We start from the raw sequence: 21,120 nt of genomic DNA, 5'->3' as shown, positions 1-21,120 counted from the left end.
TCCTCCTTATAATGTTACAGAATTAGTGTCAGAAGCGGTTTGTTCTGCACCTTTCTTTTCTTGTTCTACAAGTGTTGCTTCGTATTTCTTAAAGAATGGCCAGTAGATGACTGCAGCGATTGCGGCATCAATGACCTGCATCAGGCCTGCAAAGAAGTGACCGCCAGTGGCAATGAATCCGCCGAGGAAGATCGGAACGGTAAATGGTGGCTGAATGATTACCGGTGGCAGAAGATGCGTCGCGAACAAAATGTAATTAATAGTCACAATAATGATCGGCCCAATAATAAATGGGATAAACATAATTGGATTCAGGACGATTGGCAGCCCGAACAGAATCGGTTCATTGATATTGAAGAGCGTTGGAACAATCGCTGTTTTTCCGACCTGTTTAATTTGTTGAGATTTCGAGAATAACATAAAGAGTGCAAGGCCGAATGTTGCACCTGATCCGCCGATATGGGCGAACATATGGAAGAAAGGTTCCGTCACGATACCATGAGCAACATGGCCGGCAGCTACAGCGTTCGTATTCGCTGCGAGCTGGCTCATCCAGAATGGATAAGCGACGGATGAAACAACATTCATGCCATGGATACCCATTGACCAAAGGAGCAGCATCAGGAAAATCATGCCTAGGGCAGCAGGATAAGAGTTGGAGGCAGACACGAGCGGGCTAAAGAGATCAAGCACGGCTTGTGGAATAGTGATATGAAAGTTTGCCCACACGATCCATTCAAGCGCCCACACAATCGGCAGTGTCAGCATAAACGGAACCAGCGCTCGGAAAACACGCATGACGTATGGAGGAACACCTGCCGGCATTTCAAAGGCGAATCCTTTGCTAATTAGGAAACTCATAAATTCAGTAGTCAAAATACCAAGAATAATCGCGACAAACAACCCTTGGCCGCCCAGGTAATTAAGGATCTGTCCAAATGGCACTTTGCTGATGTCCGTAACAGGGAATGCGGTCATGAAAAAGGCGAGCATGGAAAGAATTCCGGACATTACTGAGTCGAGGCCTCTGCGTTCACCAAGACTATAGCCGACACCAAATGCGACGGTAACGGCCATGATCCCGAATGTAAGATTGAACGGGAACATAATTTGTGCCTGAATCGGCTTTATACCGTTCTCCCAAGCATGAATAATTCCCCAGTTAACGGTAGTCGGCGGGTTAGCAATGATCAGAAAAAGTGCACCGGTCAAAATAACGGGTAAAGCGAAAATAACAAAAGCGTCACGAATGGATTGCAGGTAAATATTCTGAGCCATTTTTCCAAGCGGTCCCATCAATTTATCTTCGACCCAATTGAGAACACCGTTCATATTTATTTCCCCCCAGACTATTTATTGTTTGATTAGACCTAATACCTGATCCAAAACCTTATCGCCATCCATCAGTGCGAAGGCGCGTTGATCAACGAGATCGCATGGAATGTGATTGGCATCGGCGATTTTTGTTACTTCTTTTTTCAAGTGGCGGACTTGCGGTTCCAGAAGCGCAACCGTGTATTGGGAAGCTTTTTTCTTGAACTCTCCGGTTCCGCCGGCGTCGGCCTGCAGGTCGATGTTTCTTTTCTTTGCCGCATCCTGAACACGTACAGCGAGCTGGCTCGATGTCGCTCCCCAGCTGCATAAGATGATGAGTTTAATAGGTTCACTCATTCCAATTCCTCCTTTGTTTCTTTTTTCGGGCGAACGTGAGGCAAGAGCCATGTGCATCAATTCTGTTTACGGCTTGCGACTTTCTTGGAGAAGAAGCTTTTGCTAAACGCATCAACACGTTTGTAGTTTCCTAGAAGCCACTGGCTGAACCATGTTGCGAAAAAGAAAACAATCGCAAAACTTGTGCCGAACAAAAGTAAAGTCAAGCTGTGCGGCTGCTTCATGATCAGACTGTAGCATCCATAACCGATCCAAATCACCGAGAAAACGCTAACATAAATCTTCGCGAATCGACTCACCTTCACACCTCCCACATTCATTTCCCGTACACATTATCTCAAGCAATTTTCATGCCAATATAAAAAAACAAGATCCACGAACGGATCTGTTAAAAAAGGCTTATATCGTTTGAAAAAAATGCTTTTGCACACATCATGATCTGTGTAATGGAATTTGTGTGCAAATAAATATCTGTGCAATTTCAAGCTGATTTCTGCTGCTTGCCAAGCACAATCAAAGAATGCTGCAAGTGTAAATCAATACTCAGATGAAGCTGGGATTCCAGATCAGCAAAAAGCGGAGCCCAAACGGTGAGATCTCTTTCCGTCACCTGAGTGTCAAGCTCTTTTAATTCATCTGGAACGGCGGGATCCGGGCCGTGAACAAGCCGCGCCTCGATGATCTGATCAGCCAGGCTTCCTAGATGCATCCACATACCCAGTTTGGTTTCTGTATCCCATTGATAAAATGTACTGATCCGTTCATAATGTGGGAAAGCGATTTTTGCGTAGCTCACTGGATTCAAATGACGGACAATTTTTCCTAATCCTACGGGCGCCAATTCGCGCATTTCTTGGTCATTGAGTGTCTTTTCCTTCTGATAAGGTGCGCCGAGCGGACGAGTTACTTCTAGTAGGCGGTGCAGTCTTGAATGGCCGTCGTCTCTTAGCAATTCTAATGCAGGAATATAGGGCACATTTTCAAACGCGACAGGAACAGTTCCGACAATCGCGATCAGATGATACTGTTTCTGGAAAGTACTGAGCATCGTAGAATCATGAGAGACAGGGTCGATTCGGATTGCTCTTACCGCTACATCATTGTCTTCCGCACGCAACTGTTCGGATAACCAATCGTGAAGCAATTGCGCCGTACCCTCTCCAGTTAAACAGACGGTTACGATCAGTCTCTGTTTTACTTCTTTTGGCTGCTCCGGAAGCTGGTCTTTGGGAGCAAGAGCGAAAAAAGCTTGACGTGACGCCTCATACACAGTTTCCAGATCATTTTCAGTGATCAGCGCCTTGCGACCCGCCTCAATAAGCATCGGCATATTAACGTTGGCCAGTGTCTTAATAGGAATACCTAGGTCATGGCTGAGTGATTCGCCCATTGTCACAAGAGAGCCGATATCCACGAGCATAAGAATTCCCGACTTCCCATCCTGATCAACAATAAACTGGCGCACTTTTTTATAGGTCACTCCAGTGGCCTCCGTAAGCGGCATATCTACGGGATGAATGATCGGACTTCCAAGCAAATAATTAGTAACCTCAGCCATTGAGCTTGCTGTTGACCGCCCGTGAGTAACGAGAAAAACGAGCACGCCGCCTTCCCGTTTGTTTTCTGGAATGGTCGTAGAGGCAATCAGATGAGCAAGCAGTTCGATCTCACTTGCTGGAAGAACAAGCTGTATTCGATTTTGCAGAAATTCTGCCAGCTTTGCCGCAGCTTTTCTGTATAAAGGTTTCGCCATCGGTAAATCCGGAAGAGAGGAGCGCGGCGCATCTGAAGATTGCTGCCTGAAAGCTTCAAGATGAAGGCCAATGGCAATCGTTTGTTTTGAGCCGTACTCAAAGGTAAAATCATCTTTAAAGTAAAATTCTGAATCCCGGAGCGCATCGAGAAGGTCATGATCAATAAATCTGACCCAGCTAGGCTCTGACTCAAGCCTCTTTTCTGACAGTGACTTCAACTCTTCAAGATAGTGGTCGACAGCAGTTTTCATTGAGTTTTCGGATGAAGAGGCAAAGTTATCGTCATTGGCATCCTTTTTCATTTTGGCAAGGATTGAATAGATTGTTTGAATGGGCAGTGGTCCGCTAGACTTCCCCGATGTGACTAAGTGACTGGTCTTATGATCGACTTCAAATTCATTTCTTGTCATGCTGCTTAGAACTTGTGAAGGAATATCATTTCTTTGAATGGTGACTTGTTCCGTACCTTCCTGAAGGTGACGCATAAAAGCTCTCGCACACGAGATCTGAATATCGCTTTTCAGTTGTCCGATATTTCCCGGGCATGCATATTTTAAGAAAGCCTTCCGACAGTAATCTTCGATAAGTAAGGGCAATTTCATTTTTTTGGCTTCTGATTTAAGAAAATAAGTGAGGAATTCCTCACGTTCTTTGTGTGTGCGTTCTCTGAGAGGCGGGATTGACAGTTTTAAAGTGAATCGACGCAGCAAGGTTGGCAATAGGGTTGACTCAAGCGTTTCTGTTGTTGCACCGATCAGAATAAGCTTGGCGTGGCTCATTTTGTCTGTATCCCCAAGACGTCGGTACAAGCCTTTATCGATTAAATAGAAGAGCATTTCCTGACCGCTTGGCGGTAAGCGGTGAATTTCATCAAGAAATAAAATACCGTTATTCGCTTGCTCAACAAGACCGACTTCATTTTTTTCGGCCCCCGTAAAAGCACCTTTCTTAATGCCGAAGATATGGCCCATCAATAATTCAGGATTTTGCGCGTAATCGGCACAGTTAAATGTAATAAAAGGCGCTTTTATCCGATTCCACGGTTTAGCAGCAGCGATCTGAGCTAAATACTCAGCCAGATAACTTTTTCCTACGCCTGTTTCACCGGACAGTAATATGTGCAGCCCCTGTTCCGGATAAAAAAGGGCTGCCATTCCTTTTTCGATGACCATTTTCAAACTCTCATCTGCGCCAATGAAGTGCTGATCTATTTGCTCGGAAAAATGGATGGTGTTGCTGGCTGGAGGCGAGGTTTTGTCATGTATGGCATGTTGCGAAAAGTTCTTATCATGATCAGTCAATGTCGGGCAAAAATAGCGTACAGGTTTGCCCGTCGTTTTCTCCAGTTTGTTTTTTTTTGCTAAGCTATTCAGATAGCGACTGGCTGTTGAACGGTCCAACTGAAAATAAGCTGCCAGCTCGGCGGCTGTAAAACCGCCGGACCATTTACCAGATTGTTTCATTATGCTGGAGTAAATTCGATCAATTTTCTGCATGGCATCGACTTCTTTCAGAAAATGATAGCGGTTTCTTTATCTTCAATTGTACACTTAATAGATCTATGATTAAAGTACAATGTCCAGCATGTCTTTATAGTTATTCAAAAAAAAGATGCCATCATGGCATCTCATTTTTTCGCTTTTTCATAGCTCTTGCGCAAGTCAATGGCAACTTCGGGATAATCAGTAATAATGGCGTCAAGGCCCATTTCGAAGGAAAGCTGCATCAGTTTCGGTTTGTTCACTGTCCACGCACGCACTTTGATTCCATGCTCATGTAATTGCACTGCCGTTTCTGAGAGGGCGGACGGCTGCCACAAATGCTGGGCCGTTGCGCCGACTTGTTGCGTATATCGCCAAGGATCTGCTAGCCGCTCCCATAAGAGCAAGGCGAGTTCAGCATTAGGATCTATTTTTTTCATGCGAATGAGTGATTCGTGATTGAAGGACGAGTAGACGACCGGCAAATTCGCCCGATAACGGTCGACAAGCTGCGCAACGCGTGCTTCAATGCCTGGGTAGACATTGCGATCCGTTTTAAATTCTATGTTTAGAACGCCTGGATAATCAGACAGAAGTTCAAGCACTTGAACAAGGGTTGGCACCTGCTCGCCCTTGTACTTAGCTGAAAACCAGGAACCTGCGTCAAACTGTTTTAATTGATCTAACGTGTATGTTTTAATTTGTCCCTTGCCGTTTGTGGTTCGATCAATTTTTTCATCATGCATAACCACAACTTTCTGATCTTTTGTCAAGTGGACATCTAATTCAATGCCGTCGCTGCCGACTCGCATGGCTTCCTCAAATGATGGAAGCGTATTTTCCGGACGGTTGGCTTTACTGCCTCGATGGGCAAATACCGCAGTTCTCATGACATATCCTCCTTCATCCGTTAACAAACAATAGCTTTCTTTCTTCACAACAATCGAAAGCCGTTGCGCGAACCTGGCTGTTCGAGAAAAATGGAGAGCAGATTTTTCGGGATACAGCTTTATTCATAATCTATGTTTGTCTGACAAGAGCCATGATGAATGAGAAGGCGAAGCAAGCAGTCGAGTCGGCAGATGCTTTATGAAAGAAGAATCCTGACGATCAAATGTCATCTGTTACCTGCCGGCTGCAAACGGATGCTTTGCAGCACGTTTTCCAAAATCTTCATACCCACTTGTTCATCCAGCGTCATAATTGATTCAGGATGAAACTGAACGGCAGTGATCGGAAGGCTTCGGTGTTCAATGGCCATAATGACATGATCCTCAGACTTGGCTGTAGCAATCAGCTCATTCGGCAAACGGTCGACGCAAATTGAATGATAGCGTCCCGCCTTGAATCGCCGTGGAACTTCTTTGAATAGGGCTGAGCAACCGTCATGGACGATGATTGATGATTTCCCATGAGCTGGGACAGGCAGGATATCAAGCGATCCACCAAAGTAACTGACAATTCCTTGCAGACCAAGACATATACCGAATATTGGAAGACTATGCTCCAAGCAAAGGCGGATGGTTTCATCCATTTTAAAACGTTCCGGACGTCCGGGACCAGGAGAAAGGACGACCAAATCTATTGGTTCGCTGCCTGAGCGGATGAGTTTGCGGGCGGCAGGACTGCGCAAGACTGTAATTTTTGCACCTAGTGATTGAAAATAACTGGAAAGGGTGTGGACAAAAGAATCCTCATGATCGACAAACAAAAGATGGAGAGGACGCGAAACAACTCGGGCGGCAGTCTGCTCATGTAAGGAATTCTGGCATTTATCCAGAGTAGGATTGAGCGATTCGATCAGCGCTCCGGCTTTTGTGAGTGTTTCCTGTTCCTCGTTCTCGGGATCAGAATCGTAAAGCAGGGTGGCTCCGACTCGGATCTGAGCTTCACCGTTTTGAAGACGCAGGCACCTTAATGTCAGTCCGGTATTCATGTTGCCATTGAATCCGATCCAGCCGACGGCGCCGCCATACCAACCGCGTGCTGTCTTTTCATGGCGCTCAATCCAGCTCATCGCCTCAAGCTTCGGTGCACCGGTGATCGTCACCGCCCACATATGACTGATAAAGGCATCAATGGCATCGAATCCTTCTTTTAACTGTCCTTTAATATGGTCAACAGTATGGAATAAGTGAGAATAGGCTTCGATCTGCCGTCTACCAACAACTTCCACTGAACCTGGGACGCAGATTCTTGATTTATCATTACGGTCGACATCTGTGCACATGGTCAGTTCCGATTCCTCTTTTTCGGATCCGAGTAAGGTCTTGATTTGTTCTGCGTCTTCGATTACCGAACCTTTCCTTCTGATTGTGCCCGAGATCGGGCAGGTTTCAACAGTTGCTCCGTCAACACGAACGAACATCTCCGGGGAACAACCGATAAGAAATTCTTCATTGTTTAAATGGATCAAAAACCCATATGGGCTTGGATTGATTTTTTGCAGGCGCTGAAAGACCTGAGATGGGCGGCTCGAGCATTTTTGAGTCAGGACACGGCTTGGAACGACCTCAAACAGATCACCTCTGACAAAAGCGTCCTTCGCTTTGCGGACAAGTTCTGCGTAATCGCCTTTTTTATCGGCATAGCCCGTTGCGCGTCCGGAGCCTGCCCGCATCTGATAAGGATAGCGTATTCCGGAATGTGGAAGCCCTTCCGTGGTTAGCTTGCCATACGTAAATTCATAATTAAGTTTGAAGGCTTTATTCTTCTCAAGATCGACAACAAGCAGCTCATCAGGTAGATAGAGCTGTAAATCATTATGGTCAGCATCCCGTTCTTTATTTAGAGGATAATGTTCAAATTGCAGAACAAGATCGAATCCGAATGCGCCATAAAGGCCGATAAATTCATCATCAATGTGAAAAAGTGATTCAAGTGTTCTGAGCAGCGTGAAGATTGACGGACGTTTTGTCCTGTTTTCTTCCTTTATTGAGTCTTCATCGCTTGTTTTTATGGATCCAGTCAATTCAGAAGAACTGCAATGATTCAGATGAATGTCGGGATGTGTTAAATGATCGAGCAGATATGCGATCACTACTTCTCCCCGGTCGTTGAGCGCTTTAATTTGAAAGTTATTTTTTTTCGATGTGAGTTCGAGCGGTGGATTAATAAATCCGATATCCCAACGGGAATAACGGCCTGGAAAATGATACGCACTGGAGAACAGCACTCCTTTGTGCTCGTCAAGCTTGCTTTGAAGTTCCAAAATAGATGATTCGCCGGGGATGGGAACCTGGCTTCGGGCGATGTTCATGCCTTTGCCGGTGGAATAGAGAACGGACGCATGGGATGTGTTTATATTTGATAAGAAACTCATCTTATCAACCTCCTGTATAAGTTGTTATACAGAAGAGCAATTCTGATTCAGAATAAAAGATGCCAAATCAAAGTGGTCCCGAATGAGCCACCATAAATTCATTATTCTTTTCTCAACTCTGCTCTTCTTTGCTCTGCTAAACTGTGCTAAACTAGACTTCCTCTATCATACAAGGGATCAGTGATTAATTCAATAAAGAATGAGCAGCTGGTGACATTGACGCATTGATTGCTGCCATTTAAGATGAAAAGTGACGAATAAGGTTTGGAGACGAAAAAGAGCTTGGCTGAATATGTGCGGCGCCTTTCGAAAATGCGATTCTTGGGCCATCCAGGTGTGTTCGAACCGTCGTTACCTTGTGCTGCCTCAGACAAAAGAGAGGAATATAAAGACTGAACAGAAACAAAATAGAAGAAAATAATGTCGCATGCTGATTATTGCCTGGGAAATGAAGGCGAATCACGCGAATTTAATAATAAAACTGTTGATTTTTGTTCTTGCGCGATTAAGTTTGTCAGCATACAATCAATCTGCGGAAAAGTAAAAAAAGCCGCTATTCAAGTAGAGGGTAACCGTGGGTTTGGCCCATTCAGCTTTGCCTTCTATCTTTTTCTGCATCATACGTTTGATTCTTGCCCGATGGCAATTAATTGCGATGGAAAACAATGTAATAAAGGGAGTACAAATCATGTGGACAAAATTGAAACGGATGCTGATTGGCAGGCCGTTAAAATCGAATGAATCGCATAGTCAGAAATTAAATAAATTTAAAGCATTGGCTGTTCTCTCATCGGACGCCTTGTCCTCCGTGGCATACGGTCCTGAACAAATACTGATTGTTCTGATGGCAGCCGGAAGTACAGCACTCTGGTTTTCGTTGCCAATCGCTATCGGCGTGCTTGTACTTTTGATCGCCCTTGTTTTATCTTACAGACAGATCATTTTCGCGTATCCTCAAGGCGGGGGCGCGTATATGGTTGCCAAAGAAAATTTGGGTACAAATTTCGGCCTTACTGCCGGAGGAGCCTTATTGGTCGACTATATATTAACGGTTGCCGTGAGTATTTCGGCAGGAACGGACGCGATTACATCCGCTTTTCCATCACTTCATCAACATAGCGTCACAGTTGCGGTTGTAATCGTTGTTATCATTACACTTCTGAATTTGCGTGGATTAACCGATTCAGCTACTTTACTGTCTTATCCGGTTTACTTTTTTGTTTTGATGATGTTGGTCGTGATCGGCGGGGGACTATTCGCCGCCATTACCGGTCACACCGCTCCTATTCACCCGCATCCGTCAATTGGAACACCGGTTATGGGTGTCGGCTTGTTTTTACTACTGCGTGCATTTTCATCCGGCTGTTCGGCGTTGACAGGGGTCGAAGCGATCTCAAATGCGATTCCGAGCTTTAAAGAGCCTGCGCCGAAGAACGCAGCGCGAACGCTGTTAATGATGGGTGGAATCCTTGCAGTCTTACTCGCAGGTATTGTTTATTTATCTTATTGGTATGGCGTTCATCCATCGAGTGACCAGACGGTTCTTTCCCAGCTTGCTGGAACATTGTTTGGGAGAAACCTTTTTTATTACATCATTCAGGTGTCTACAGCCCTCATCCTCATTCTTGCTGCCAATACAGGTTATTCTGCTTTTCCTTTACTCGCCTTTAATTTAGCGAAAGACAAGTATATGCCTCGGCCATTTAAGGTCAGAGGAGACCGCCTCGGTTATTCCAATGGGATCATAACATTGGGCGCATTGTCGATTTTACTAATTATTATTTTTAAAGGAAGGACGGAAAACCTGATCCCGCTTTACGCGGTCGGCGTTTTCATCCCATTCTCTCTGTCGCAGACAGGTATGATCGTTCACTGGCTGAAAAAACGGCCAAGAGCCTGGGTGGGCAAGCTCGTGATTAATTTGATCGGGGCGCTCATCTGTTATATGATTTTGGCCATTTTCTTCTTGACGAAGTTCCCGCAAATTTGGCCGGTCTTAGTCTTTGTGCCAATTGTTATTTTCATTTTTCATAAAATCCACGAGCATTATATGTTGGTCGCTGAGCAGCTTCGCATTGATTTTTCTGAACCATTGCCAACGATTCATGCGTCGGACAATGTGATTGTGGTTCCGGTTGCCGGTATCACTAAAGTTGTGGAACAGTCGCTGACCTATGCGAAATCTTTGTCGGATAATGTTATTGCTGTATATGTTGGAGACAGCCCGGAAGCAATTGAAAAGATGAATAAGGAATGGGAAGACTGGAATCCGGGCGTACGTTTGATCACCCTTCATTCACTGTATCGAAGCATCGTCAGTCCGTTGGATAAATTTATCAGTACGGTTAAATACAAAGCAGATCAGCGAGGCGCGACGGTTACAGTCGTATTCCCACAGTTCTATACAGCAAAGTGGTGGCAAAGTCTGCTGCATAACCAGTCCGGTGTGCTGATCAAAGCGACTCTGATTCGAAATAAGGATGTTGTCATTGCGACAGTTCCGTATCACTTCAAAAAATAACTATGTTTAAATCCTACGTTGTAGGTGCTACACAAAAAAACACATAATAGTATAGTGGAATGACGCGCATCAGACGCGCGCCAGAATAGAGACATCTTTGATGATCGAGAACATGATCATCAAAGATGTTTTTTTACTTTTTAAAAAGAGAGCTATGTTGATTCGAGCGGAATATGCAAGCCTTCTACGGGAATGCAGGCTGCGCAAACCATGCTCAATTTCGTGCAAATTATGTTGTTTTCGCGCATAAATCCTGATGGTTCGCGCACAAATTTTTGGTCCGGTCTTTGGCTTAAGCAAATTTTAAGAATCGGCTTTTAAACTAAACCCATAAAACATCTGAAATTGCGGAGGGGTTTGGATCATGAAGAAGATTTGGATTTTGATTCTTGTTGTTGTTGTAGTCATTGGAGGAGGTGCGGCCTATTGGTTGCTAACACGGGACAAGTCGTCTGAGAACACAACGATGATTCCGACAACAACGGTTCAGAAAGGGACGATTTCGACCGATGTCAGCGGCTCAGGATCATTGTCCCCAGCGATTGATGAGGACGTGACCATTGGTTCGGATGATGCATCAAAAACTATTTACAGTGTTGATGTCTCGGAAAATGATAAAGTGAGCAAAGGGGACAAACTGCTGACGTTTACTGATGGAACAACACTTACAGCACCTGAATCCGGAACAATTACGAGTACAAGCGTGTATGCGGGAAACCGTGTCAACGCCGGTCAAAAAATCGCGCATATTACCAATTACAACGACTTGGATACCATACTTTCGATTGATGAACTGGATATTCCGAAAATCAAAACCGGACAAACGGTATCCGTAGTCGTCAATGCCTATCCAAACAAAACGTTTAAAGGGAAGGTCACATCAATTGCGAAAGAAGGTACAGATTCCAACGGTACTTCATCTTTTGACGTCACGGTGCATCTTTCAAAATCTTCAGGATTGAAACCGGGTATGACGACAACCGGAAATATTGTATTGGAGAAAAAGTCGAACATATTGTATCTGCCATCAGGAGCCGTACATCAGAGCACAAATGGCTATTTTGTCTACCTGTCTTCAAATACGGGCGGAACAGAGAGTCAAGGTATGGGGCGTTTCAGCGGTGTTGAAACGAAACGAGGCGCTCAGAAAACTGTAACTATTGGCATTCATAATGACAAATATATTGAAATTAAGTCCGGGCTTGAAGCCGGCCAAACCGTTCAATTAAATGAAATTACGCGATCTTCAGGCACAAATTCGTCAAACAGCCAAAGTCAGTTCCAGATGATGCGCTCCATGAATGGGGGAGGCTTCGGAGGAGGCTATGGCGGCGCACGCCGTATGCAAAATGGAAACGGTGGTGGCACAGGACAATGACCGAATCGTTAATCACGATGAGCAAGATTGAGAAAACGTACAAACTAGGCGACAATGTTGTTCACGCGCTGGATCATATTGATCTGAGCATCGAGAAAGGGGCATTCATTTCCATCGTTGGCCCTTCCGGCTCAGGAAAATCCACCTTAATGAATATGATGGGCTGCCTCGACAAACCCGATAAGGGAAAATATATTCTCGGTGGGAGCCATATCGACCAACTTAAGGACAGGGATTTGGCAGAAATCAGGAATCAGAAGATCGGTTTTATTTTTCAGAACTTCAACCTATTAGGTAAGCTGTCCGCTGTAGAAAATGTTGAATTGCCGCTTCTTTATCGGGGAGTGAAGACAAAGGACCGTCGCGCACGCGCTTTGGAATGCTTGAACATGGTTGGACTGAAAGATCGAGCCGCGCATCTGCCGAATCAGCTTTCGGGAGGACAGCAGCAACGTGTGGCAATTGCCCGTGCGCTTGCCGGCGAACCGCAGATCCTACTTGCTGACGAACCAACCGGAGCGCTTGATAGTAAAACGAGCGAAGAAATCATGAATCTGCTGACTGCATTGAATGAGAACGGTCGAACGATCGTTTTGATCACTCATGATCTGAATGTGGCGCGTAAAGCAAAAAGAACCGTGAGCATTCGTGACGGAAAGCTGCAAGAAGGTGAGCATATCTAATGAACGTGTTTACATCAATAAAAATGGCGGGCCGAAATATTCGAGCTAACAAAATGCGTTCGTTCTTGACCATGCTCGGAATTATAATCGGGGTTTCCTCAGTGATCGCGTTGCTTGCAATCGGACAGGGATCCAGCAAGGCGGTTGCAGATAGTGTGAACAGTCTTGGTACGAATCTAATTACAGTTAACATAACGAACACAGACACGCATTTTACACGTGATGATTTAAAACAGGTAAAACAAGCAGTCGGAGTCAAATCGGTTGCCCCTGTACTGAGTGGAAGAAGCACAGTGCGTAATGGAAGTACTTCGTCACAAGTCAGTGTGATCGGGACAACATCGAGTTATTTATCCATACGACAGCTATCCGTTAAAGATGGACGCTTTGTTTCGTCACTTGATGACACGTTCAGGCAGAAGGTCGCTGTTCTTGGGAGCGAACTTGCAACGACATTATTTCCGAATGGTTCACCAATCAATAAAGACGTTTTGATTGACGGGCAACGCTATACCATTGTCGGAGTGCTTAACAGTAAAGGCGGTTCGATGGGGCAAAACAGTGATGATGCTGTTTACCTTCCATTCTCTACATCTCAGCGTCTGCTCGGCACAACGTATATTACCCAGTTCTATGCTCAGGCTGAAAACCAGAGTTCTGTCAATTGGGCAATGGCCGGCATAACGCGCGTCATGAACCAAACCTACAGCAGTACAGATGATTACAGTGTTGTGAATCAACAAGATGTCATGGAGACAATGAGTTCGGTAACCAGCACCATGACGATGCTGCTTGCAGGAATCGCCGGCATCTCATTGCTTGTCGGCGGAATCGGGATCATGAATATCATGCTTGTTTCCGTTACGGAAAGAACAAAGGAAATCGGCATTCGAAAAGCGATCGGAGCAAAACGTCGGGACATTATGCTTCAGTTTCTTATTGAAGCGGCAGTACTCAGCATGCTTGGCGGCTTATGCGGCGTCGGTATCGGAATTCTAGCCGCAAAGATCTATGCGGCAGCAACCGGAAGTACAATCGTTTTCTCGCTGCAAGTCATGGCGGCAGCCTTTTTATTCTCAGCGTTTGTCGGAATTATCTTCGGTGTTTTTCCGGCATATAAAGCGTCGAAACTCAATCCGATCGAAGCGCTTCGTACGGATTGAGCCGCTTTTCATCAATGGTTTGATAAGTGTACAATGGATCTAGAGTTTATAAGGTGGGGTGTTCACGTTGCGGCTTCTGGTTGTTGAGGACAATAACTATCTGCTTCAAGAAATCGTTCGGCTTCTCTCTGAAGAGTATACGGTTGATTCGGCGGAAGATGGCGATGAAGCATTGTATTTGGCAGAGCAGAATATCTATGACGCGATCGTTCTTGACGTCATGCTTCCTGGAATGGATGGTTTTGAAGTTACGGAGCGGATCAGGAAGAACGGCATTTCAACGCCGATTATTTTCTTGACTGCACGTGACGCCGTCGATGACCGTGTCAAAGGCTTGAATCTCGGTGGCGATGATTATGTGGTGAAACCTTTCCAGAATCAAGAACTTAAAGCCAGAATTGCCGCGATCCTGCGACGCAGTTCACCAATGTCTCTTGATCATACACTTCGCTACAAGGGTATAGAAATTGACAATAAAAGGAAACAGATTACTGTTGATGGAGAGCCGCTCTCATTTACCACAAAACAGTATGATTTACTGGAATACTTAATTCAGAATGTCGACCAGATCCTGACTCGTGAACAAATTTTCGACCGGATCTGGGGCTTTGACTCCGATACGACCGTCGGCATCGTCGAAGTTTACGTTCATCAGCTGCGGAAAAAGTTGAAAAAATACTCCTATGACGCCGATATCCAAACCGTTCGCGGGATCGGATATATGCTGTCGGATAAGTGAGTGAAGCGATGACTTTATTTCGAAAAACACTGATTAAGTTGACGATCATAAATTCATTGCTCTTAATTCTGCTTCTATCTTTAATGAGCGGTGCAGTCTACTATTACGTACAAAAGATTACTTATAGGGATAGTACGCACTTGTTGGAGAATGATGCTCGCCGACCACAGAGATTTGGACCAGATTCAATGTTAATGAAACGTCCAGATACTTCATTCGGTCCTCCTCAGTCGTATATTATTATTGCCATCCCTGATCAAAAGAAATTTTTTGTCAATTGGCCACAAATCGTGAAAAGTAACAAGCCGGTCAATAATATTTCCAAGATCAATTTTTTGATGAGTATGCCTGCCGGTAAGGCTGAGTTAAAAAAAATTCATGGAAAAGCCTACAACGTCTTGATGGAAAAAGGGAGTAATTATTATATTTTCTATATTCGTAGTGTAGATCGTGAGCAAATGATCCTGCACCGACTCTTTACGATTATCATTTATGGACTGCTCAGCGGTGCAATTGTTTCAATTATTGCCGGCTATTTTCTCGCTCGTCGTGCACTTCGTCCAATTGAAGCAGCATGGGATCGGCAGAATCGGTTTGTCGCCGATGCTTCACATGAACTGCGCACACCGCTTTCGATTATTCAGCTGAAAATCGAGGGATTGCTTAGACAGCCGCGCCGGAAAATCCAGGAGACCGGAGAAGACATCGCAGTCATGCTTGACGAGACACGTCGGCTTTCCAAACTTGTTGGGAATTTGCTGACTTTGGCGCGGTCGGATGCCAATCGTCTCGAAGTGTCACTTGTCTCGCTGGACCTCAGTTCAATCATGAAAAAAGTTACTGAACCTTTTGCGGAGATGGCTGAGTTTGAAGAAAAATCATTTGAACTTGCTGTTCCTGCTGATCCGATTTATATTAATGGTGACGAGCAGCGTATCCATCAGCTACTGGTTATCCTTTTGGATAATGCAATGAAATTCACACCGAAAACTGGAAAAATCATAGTTTCCTGCGCGCGTGAGAATAAATATGCACGGCTGATGATTTCCGACAGCGGATGTGGAATTTCTGATCAGGATCTTCCGCACATCTTTGATCGTTTCTATCAGGCAGATAGTGCGCGTACCGGTCAAAGAGGAACCGGTCTTGGCTTATCGATTGCCGAATGGATCGTCAAGAAGCATCGCGGTAAGATTGAAGTGGAGAGCGCTCCGGGCAAAGGAACCACATTCATTGTGCAGCTGCCTTTGAGAAAAAATGAACCGGAAGACAGGAAAGAGGATCATGGAGGGGAAAAGACGGATGACACAGAACGTTGATACAGCAACCTTCGCCGGAGGATGCTTTTGGTGCATGGTGAAGCCATTTGACACCTTGCCGGGGATTAAAGAGGTTGTCTCTGGATATATAGGCGGAACAGTAGAAAATCCATCCTACGAACAAGTCAAAACAGGTACAACAGGCCACATGGAGGCTATTCAGGTTACATTCGACCCTGAACTTTTTCCCTATGAAAAGCTGCTTGAACTTTATTGGACACAGGTTGATCCAACCGATGATGAAGGACAATTCTTTGACCGAGGTTCAAACTACCGGACAGCTATTTTCTATCATGACGAAACCCAGAAGAACTTAGCGGAAAAGTCCAAAACGGAACTAGCGGCAAGTGGACGTTTCACGAAACCTATTGTCACGCGTATTCTTCCTGCTGCTCCTTTTTATCCGGCTGAAGAAGAGCACCAGAAGTTTTATAAAAAACATCCCGACCGATATGCTGAAGAACGGGTCGAATCTGGTCGCGATGCGTTTATCACTGAAAAGTGGGGGAAACACTGAATTAGTCTCAAAATCAATAAAACTCTTGAAAAATTACCATCGCTGATGTAAACTGTTAGTCAATTGAACATGATGATTACGATTCTTATCAAGAGAAGCCGAGGGACTGGCCCGATGACGCTTCAGCAACCGTCGCTATAAAAATAGCGACAAGGTGCTAATTCCAGCAGACGGGAAAACGTCTGAGGGATAAGAAGAAACTCGGCATACAGCCTTCTTCTTATCGAGGAAGGCTTTTTATTTTACCTTTTTTTAAGTCCTTTTGAGAATACCCAATAGAGATCAGTCACTTGTTCTACGTTTTATTAAGGTTGTGAGAGGGGAAATGCAGCATGTCATCGTACAAAACAGAAACTAAATTGACACAAATTGGAAATGGATTTGATGAACTGGGAGCGGTTAATGCACCAATCTATTTATCTACTGCTTATAAGCATGAAGGAATTGGTATCTCGAAGGGCTTTGATTATATTCGTACAGGAAACCCAACACGGTCGATACTTGAAAAGGCGATTGCAGATATTGAAGGTGGAGAAGAAGGCTTTGCCTGTAGTTCCGGAATGAGTGCAATTCAGCTTGTTTTTTCTTTATTCAGCTCAGGAGCCCATATTATTGCCTCAAGGGACTTGTACGGCGGAACGTACCGTTTTTTTGATATTCTGAGCAAACAGTATCATCTTGCTTTCTCCTATTGGGATGGTGAAAACTATGATGAACTGGCAGCGCTTGTCCGTCCGGAAACCAAGGCGATTTTTATTGAAACGCCGACGAATCCTCTGATGCATGAAGTGGATCTCTCTGAAATAGCTTATATTACGAAGAAAAATAAACTGCTGTTTATTGTCGACAACACTTTCTACACGCCTATTCTTCAGCGACCGATTGAACAAGGTGCGGATATTGTCGTGCACAGCGCCACGAAATATTTGGCCGGACATAATGATGTATTGGCCGGTCTAGTGGTTTCTAATTCTTCAAAGGTGACAGAAAAACTGCGTCTCTATCATAATTCATGCGGCGTTGTGCTGGATCCTTTTGATTCATGGCTGGTCATTCGCGGGTTGAAAACATTAGCCCTGCGCATTCGTCAGCATCAGGATAATGCTAAAAAAATTGTTGCATATCTGAACGAACAACCGATTATCACGAAGGTGCTCTATCCGGGCAAAGGCGGGATGGTGAGCTTTGAACTGACCAAAAAAGAATATGTTGAACCTTTTCTTAAGGCCCTGCGTTTGATCACGTTCGCTGAAAGTCTAGGCGGTGTCGAGAGCTTGATTACTTATCCGGCGACACAAACACATGCCGATATTCCAGAAGCATTGCGCTTAAAGTACGGTTTATCAAATTCACTTCTCCGTCTCTCTACGGGTATTGAGCATCCGGATGATTTAATTAGTGACTTGAGCCAGGCGTTCCTGTCTCTTAAGAAAGGTGTTGTTCTTCATGGCTGAAACGATCGGTTTTTCCACTAAGCTTATTAAAGAAACGGTCACGGTTGACGAACAAACCGGAGCGGCTAATGTCCCGGTTTACTTATCTTCAACGTTCCATCAGAAAGATTTTGACAACTACGGCAAATATGATTACAGCCGCTCAGGAAATCCAACGCGCGATGCACTCGAAGAGGCGATTGCTGCCTTGGAGGGTGGTGTACGCGGATTCGCCTTTGCATCCGGAATGGCTGCGATTTCTACGGCGTTCCTGCTTCTATCGAAAGGAGATCACGCCGTTGTTCCGAAGAACGTATATGGCGGAACATTTAGGATCTTGACCCAGGTACTGGGCAGATTTGGAATCGAGCATACCTTTGTCGATACGACCAATCTTCAGGAAGTGGAGCAAGCGATTCAGCCGAATACGAAGGTCATTTATGTTGAAACTCCTTCTAATCCAACATTATACGTGACCGATCTTCGTGCAATTGTAAAACTTGCTAAAGCCCATCGATGTTTGACCTTCGTCGATAATACCTTCATGACACCGGTATTCCAACGGCCATTAGAATTTGGTGCAGATCTTGTCCTGCACAGCGCTACCAAATTCATCTCCGGACATAGTGATGTTGTTGCAGGTCTTGCTGTTGCCGGATCAGAAGAACTGGCAGAAAAATTGTATTTTCTTCAAAATGCACTTGGTGCCATTCTTGGTGTGCAGGACTCTTGGTTGCTGCTGAGAGGGTTGAAAACACTTGATGTCCGCATCCGCAAATCTGCTGATTCCGCACAAAAGGTCGCCGAATTTTTTGAGAAACAGCCGGAAGTTCGCCAAGTGTTTTATCCCGGATTGAAAAATCATCCGGGTGCTAGGCTGCACGCCGGGCAGGCGGCATCCGGCGGTGCTGTGCTTTCGTTTGAATTAAAGGATGAGGCGAGTGCACGTACGTTTGTTAACCATGTCAAACTTCCGGTGTTTGCGGTTAGTCTTGGCGCTGTAGAATCTATTCTCTCCTATCCACCGAGAATGTCTCACGCAGAGTTGAATGAAGAAGAGCGAGTTAAAGCGGGTATTGGCAGTGGCTTGTTGCGTCTATCCGTTGGACTTGAAGACGCGGAAGACTTGATCCAAGACTTTAGCGATGCACTTGCGTATGTGCGAGATCAAGAGCGTTTCGCAGTGGGGAGCGGGGAATAATGCGGGCACCACTACTTGAGGAGTTGAATAAAAGAATTTTGATCGGTGACGGGGCGATGGGTACGCTGCTGTACTCATATGGTATCGACCGGTGTTTCGAAGAACTCAACGTCTCTCAAGCCGAAGAGGTGAGGCATGTTCACGAGGCATATATTAATGCGGGCGCCGATGTCATTCAGACCAACAGCTATGGAGCAAACAGAATCAAGCTTGCACGTTATGGCGTTGAACATGAAGTCACGCGCTTTAATCGCGCGTCGGTCCAGCTTGCTAAGCAGGCGGCAAGACCGGAAACCTATGTAATCGGTACGATCGGCGGTATTCGCGGCTTTCAGAAGCAATCCGTTGAATTACAAGAAATTCGCGCTGGTTTTCGTGAACAGGCAGATGCGCTGCTCAGTGAAGGCGTTAATGGTCTGCTACTTGAAACGTATTATGACTTTGATGAATTGCGTGAAGTGCTTCAAATTGCGCGGGCGTTGACCGATCTTCCGATCATTACGCACGTGTCGATGCAGGAGCCAGGTGTATTGCTCAATGGCATGACACTCTCGCAAGCATTAAAAAATTTGGAAGAACTCGGCGCAGATATTGTTGGCACAAACTGCCGGCTCGGTCCGTTTCATATGATTGAAGCCTTGCGCGGAATTCCACTGCCGAAAAAAGCATTTCTATCGGCCTATCCGAATAGCAGCCTCCCAGACTACCGCGAAGGCAAGCTGCATTATGAAAATGAACCGGAATATTTTAAAAAATACGCGGTCGAATTTCGAAACGAAGGTGTTCGGTTGCTTGGCGGTTGCTGCGGCACAACGCCGATACAGATTCAAGCGTTCAAGCAAGGCATTTCAGAGCTTGAACCTCTAGAATCCAAAGTCGTCACGCTTCATCAAGAAGTAATTAAGGTAAGCAATTCAGGTGATGTTCCTGAATCGTCGCTCTACAACAAGGTCTTAACCGGACGTTCTGTATTTGTTGAATTTGACACACCGCGTCACCTCAATACAGCAAACTTTTTTAAAGGTGTCAAAGCGCTTCAGGATGCAGGAGCGGACGCGATCACGATGGCAGACAATTCGCTCGCTTCCCCGAGAATCAGCAATGCCGCAATCGGAAGGTTGATCAAGGATCGTTTTGATGTGCCTCCACTCGTCCACTTGACGTGCCGGGACAGGAACTTGATCGGACTACAGTCACATCTACTCGGCTTGCATGTGCTTGGTCTTCACAATCTTTTGATTGTTACCGGAGACCCGACAAAGATCGGCGATTTCCCGGGAGCAACTTCTGTCTATGATGTCTCTTCAATGGAGCTGATTAAGCTAATCAAACGATTTAATGAAGGGATCTCTTATTCCGGAAAAAGTCTAAAGCAACCGACCCATTTCCGGGTGGCGGCAGCATTTAATCCAAACGTCCGCAATTTGGAACGCGCTGTGCAGCGGCTTGAGCGAAAAGCGGAATGCGGTGCGGATTACTTTATTTCTCAACCGGTATTCGACAAGGAACGGATTATTGAAATCAGCGAAGCAACACGTGAAGTCTCAGCGCCGATCTATATTGGCATCATGCCGCTGACCTCGGCACGCAATGCTGAGTTCTTGCATAATGAAGTACCTGGAATCCGTCTTCCAGATGATGTACGCGCCCGTATGGCTGCTGCTCGTGATAAGGAAGAAGCTCGCCGCGTGAGCCTAGACATTGCCCGTGAATTGATTGATACAGCAATGGAACATTTCAGAGGCATCTATCTGATTACTCCAATGGGTCACTATACAATGAGCGTTGAATTGATAAAATATATTAAGGAAAAAGAGAGCAAACTTGCGGTTCAGGCAAACGGAGCCGGGGTAACATTATAAATCACACGGAAACTTGAAATAAATTCTACAGTAAGGAGAACAGTTCTTGAGGCAATCAAGGTGTTCTTCTTTTTTT

17 protein-coding genes and 1 riboswitch are annotated in these 21,120 nt (G+C 45.2%); of the genes, 11 read left to right on the top strand and 6 right to left on the bottom strand.

The window, feature by feature from the left end; all coding sequences use genetic code 11:
• Positions 1–6 precede the first annotated feature (6 nt).
• The 6 genes from P343_RS25500 to P343_RS25475 form a co-directional block, all read right to left on the bottom strand.
• The gene (locus tag P343_RS25500) at positions 7–1,332 is read right to left on the bottom strand and encodes a PTS sugar transporter subunit IIC (RefSeq protein WP_023509598.1); all 1,326 of its coding nucleotides are present in this window, start codon (positions 1,330–1,332) and stop codon (positions 7–9) included.
• 21 nt (positions 1,333–1,353) lie between these two features.
• Positions 1,354–1,671 carry a PTS sugar transporter subunit IIB gene (locus P343_RS25495; protein WP_023509597.1) on the bottom strand — a complete coding sequence of 106 codons (318 nt, stop codon included), beginning with the start codon at positions 1,669–1,671 and terminating at the stop codon, positions 1,354–1,356.
• A 56-nt stretch (positions 1,672–1,727) separates the two neighbouring features.
• Positions 1,728–1,970 carry a hypothetical protein gene (locus tag P343_RS25490; RefSeq protein WP_023509596.1) on the bottom strand — a complete coding sequence of 81 codons (243 nt, stop codon included), beginning with the start codon at positions 1,968–1,970 and terminating at the stop codon, positions 1,728–1,730.
• Positions 1,971–2,152: 182 nt separating this feature from the next.
• The gene (locus P343_RS25485) at positions 2,153–4,921 is read right to left on the bottom strand and encodes a sigma 54-interacting transcriptional regulator (protein ID WP_023509595.1); all 2,769 of its coding nucleotides are present in this window, start codon (positions 4,919–4,921) and stop codon (positions 2,153–2,155) included.
• A 131-nt stretch (positions 4,922–5,052) separates the two neighbouring features.
• Positions 5,053–5,796, bottom strand: a complete 744-nt coding sequence (locus tag P343_RS25480) for a glycerophosphodiester phosphodiesterase (RefSeq protein ID WP_023509594.1) — start codon at positions 5,794–5,796, stop codon at positions 5,053–5,055.
• Between the two features lie 227 nt (positions 5,797–6,023).
• A complete protein-coding gene (locus P343_RS25475) occupies positions 6,024–8,228 on the bottom strand; it encodes an anthranilate synthase component I (RefSeq protein WP_023509593.1) in 2,205 nt (734 codons plus the stop codon).
• Positions 8,229–8,648: 420 nt separating this feature from the next.
• Between P343_RS25475 and P343_RS25470 the strand changes: the two genes are divergently transcribed.
• The 11 genes from P343_RS25470 to P343_RS25420 all read left to right on the top strand — a co-directional run bounded on the left by P343_RS25470 (position 8,649) and on the right by P343_RS25420 (position 21,044).
• Positions 8,649–8,969: a hypothetical protein gene (locus P343_RS25470; protein ID WP_023509592.1), complete on the top strand. Its 321-nt coding sequence runs from the start codon at positions 8,649–8,651 to the stop codon at positions 8,967–8,969.
• Complete coding sequence (locus P343_RS25465; protein ID WP_023509591.1) at positions 8,917–10,749, top strand: APC family permease; 1,833 nt, start codon at positions 8,917–8,919, stop codon at positions 10,747–10,749. Before P343_RS25470 ends, P343_RS25465 begins: the two co-directional genes overlap by 53 nt.
• Positions 10,750–11,113: 364 nt before the next feature.
• Positions 11,114–12,127: an efflux RND transporter periplasmic adaptor subunit gene (locus tag P343_RS25460; RefSeq protein ID WP_023509590.1), complete on the top strand. Its 1,014-nt coding sequence runs from the start codon at positions 11,114–11,116 to the stop codon at positions 12,125–12,127.
• A complete protein-coding gene (locus P343_RS25455) occupies positions 12,124–12,810 on the top strand; it encodes an ABC transporter ATP-binding protein (RefSeq protein ID WP_023509589.1) in 687 nt (228 codons plus the stop codon). Before P343_RS25460 ends, P343_RS25455 begins: the two co-directional genes overlap by 4 nt.
• The gene (locus tag P343_RS25450; RefSeq protein WP_023509588.1) at positions 12,810–13,973 is read left to right on the top strand and encodes an ABC transporter permease; all 1,164 of its coding nucleotides are present in this window, start codon (positions 12,810–12,812) and stop codon (positions 13,971–13,973) included. Before P343_RS25455 ends, P343_RS25450 begins: the two co-directional genes overlap by 1 nt.
• A gap of 67 nt (positions 13,974–14,040) precedes the next feature.
• The gene (locus tag P343_RS25445; RefSeq protein ID WP_023509587.1) at positions 14,041–14,712 is read left to right on the top strand and encodes a response regulator transcription factor; all 672 of its coding nucleotides are present in this window, start codon (positions 14,041–14,043) and stop codon (positions 14,710–14,712) included.
• 8 nt (positions 14,713–14,720) lie between these two features.
• The gene (locus P343_RS25440; protein ID WP_023509586.1) at positions 14,721–16,031 is read left to right on the top strand and encodes a sensor histidine kinase; all 1,311 of its coding nucleotides are present in this window, start codon (positions 14,721–14,723) and stop codon (positions 16,029–16,031) included.
• Positions 16,015–16,548 (top strand): peptide-methionine (S)-S-oxide reductase MsrA, encoded by a 534-nt coding sequence (gene msrA, locus P343_RS25435; protein WP_023509585.1) that lies wholly within the window; start codon positions 16,015–16,017, stop codon positions 16,546–16,548. Before P343_RS25440 ends, msrA begins: the two co-directional genes overlap by 17 nt.
• A gap of 82 nt (positions 16,549–16,630) precedes the next feature.
• Positions 16,631–16,744: riboswitch (SAM riboswitch) on the top strand.
• Between the two features lie 136 nt (positions 16,745–16,880).
• Positions 16,881–18,002: a PLP-dependent transferase gene (locus P343_RS25430; RefSeq protein WP_023509584.1), complete on the top strand. Its 1,122-nt coding sequence runs from the start codon at positions 16,881–16,883 to the stop codon at positions 18,000–18,002.
• Positions 17,995–19,182, top strand: coding sequence for a cystathionine beta-lyase (metC, locus tag P343_RS25425; RefSeq protein WP_023509583.1), 1,188 nt, complete (start codon positions 17,995–17,997; stop codon positions 19,180–19,182). The genes P343_RS25430 and metC overlap by 8 nt, the downstream gene beginning before the upstream one ends.
• Entirely contained in the window at positions 19,182–21,044 is a 1,863-nt protein-coding gene (locus P343_RS25420; protein ID WP_023509582.1) for a bifunctional homocysteine S-methyltransferase/methylenetetrahydrofolate reductase, read from the top strand. The genes metC and P343_RS25420 overlap by 1 nt, the downstream gene beginning before the upstream one ends.
• The last annotated feature ends 76 nt before the right edge of the window (positions 21,045–21,120 follow it).

Source organism: Sporolactobacillus laevolacticus DSM 442, from assembly GCF_000497245.1.
Classification (GTDB): domain Bacteria; phylum Bacillota; class Bacilli; order Bacillales; family Sporolactobacillaceae; genus Sporolactobacillus; species Sporolactobacillus laevolacticus.
This window is presented reverse-complemented; position numbering and strand designations above follow the sequence as displayed.

Bases quoted from the DNA above. Each gene is read 5' to 3' on its own strand.
- P343_RS25455 (WP_023509589.1), top strand. From the start codon at position 12,124: ATGACCGAATCGTTAATCACGATGAGCAAGATTGAGAAAACGTACAAA.
- P343_RS25485 (WP_023509595.1), bottom strand. From the start codon at position 4,921: ATGCAGAAAATTGATCGAATTTACTCCAGCATAATGAAACAATCTGGT.
- P343_RS25475 (WP_023509593.1), bottom strand. From the start codon at position 8,228: ATGAGTTTCTTATCAAATATAAACACATCCCATGCGTCCGTTCTCTAT.
- P343_RS25465 (WP_023509591.1), top strand. From the start codon at position 8,917: ATGTGGACAAAATTGAAACGGATGCTGATTGGCAGGCCGTTAAAATCG.
- P343_RS25480 (WP_023509594.1), bottom strand. From the start codon at position 5,796: ATGAGAACTGCGGTATTTGCCCATCGAGGCAGTAAAGCCAACCGTCCG.
- P343_RS25450 (WP_023509588.1), top strand. From the start codon at position 12,810: ATGAACGTGTTTACATCAATAAAAATGGCGGGCCGAAATATTCGAGCT.
- P343_RS25470 (WP_023509592.1), top strand. From the start codon at position 8,649: ATGTCGCATGCTGATTATTGCCTGGGAAATGAAGGCGAATCACGCGAA.
- P343_RS25430 (WP_023509584.1), top strand. From the start codon at position 16,881: ATGTCATCGTACAAAACAGAAACTAAATTGACACAAATTGGAAATGGA.
- P343_RS25420 (WP_023509582.1), top strand. From the start codon at position 19,182: ATGCGGGCACCACTACTTGAGGAGTTGAATAAAAGAATTTTGATCGGT.
- P343_RS25460 (WP_023509590.1), top strand. From the start codon at position 11,114: ATGAAGAAGATTTGGATTTTGATTCTTGTTGTTGTTGTAGTCATTGGA.
- metC (WP_023509583.1), top strand. From the start codon at position 17,995: ATGGCTGAAACGATCGGTTTTTCCACTAAGCTTATTAAAGAAACGGTC.
- P343_RS25500 (WP_023509598.1), bottom strand. From the start codon at position 1,332: ATGAACGGTGTTCTCAATTGGGTCGAAGATAAATTGATGGGACCGCTT.
- msrA (WP_023509585.1), top strand. From the start codon at position 16,015: ATGACACAGAACGTTGATACAGCAACCTTCGCCGGAGGATGCTTTTGG.
- P343_RS25440 (WP_023509586.1), top strand. From the start codon at position 14,721: ATGACTTTATTTCGAAAAACACTGATTAAGTTGACGATCATAAATTCA.
- P343_RS25495 (WP_023509597.1), bottom strand. From the start codon at position 1,671: ATGAGTGAACCTATTAAACTCATCATCTTATGCAGCTGGGGAGCGACA.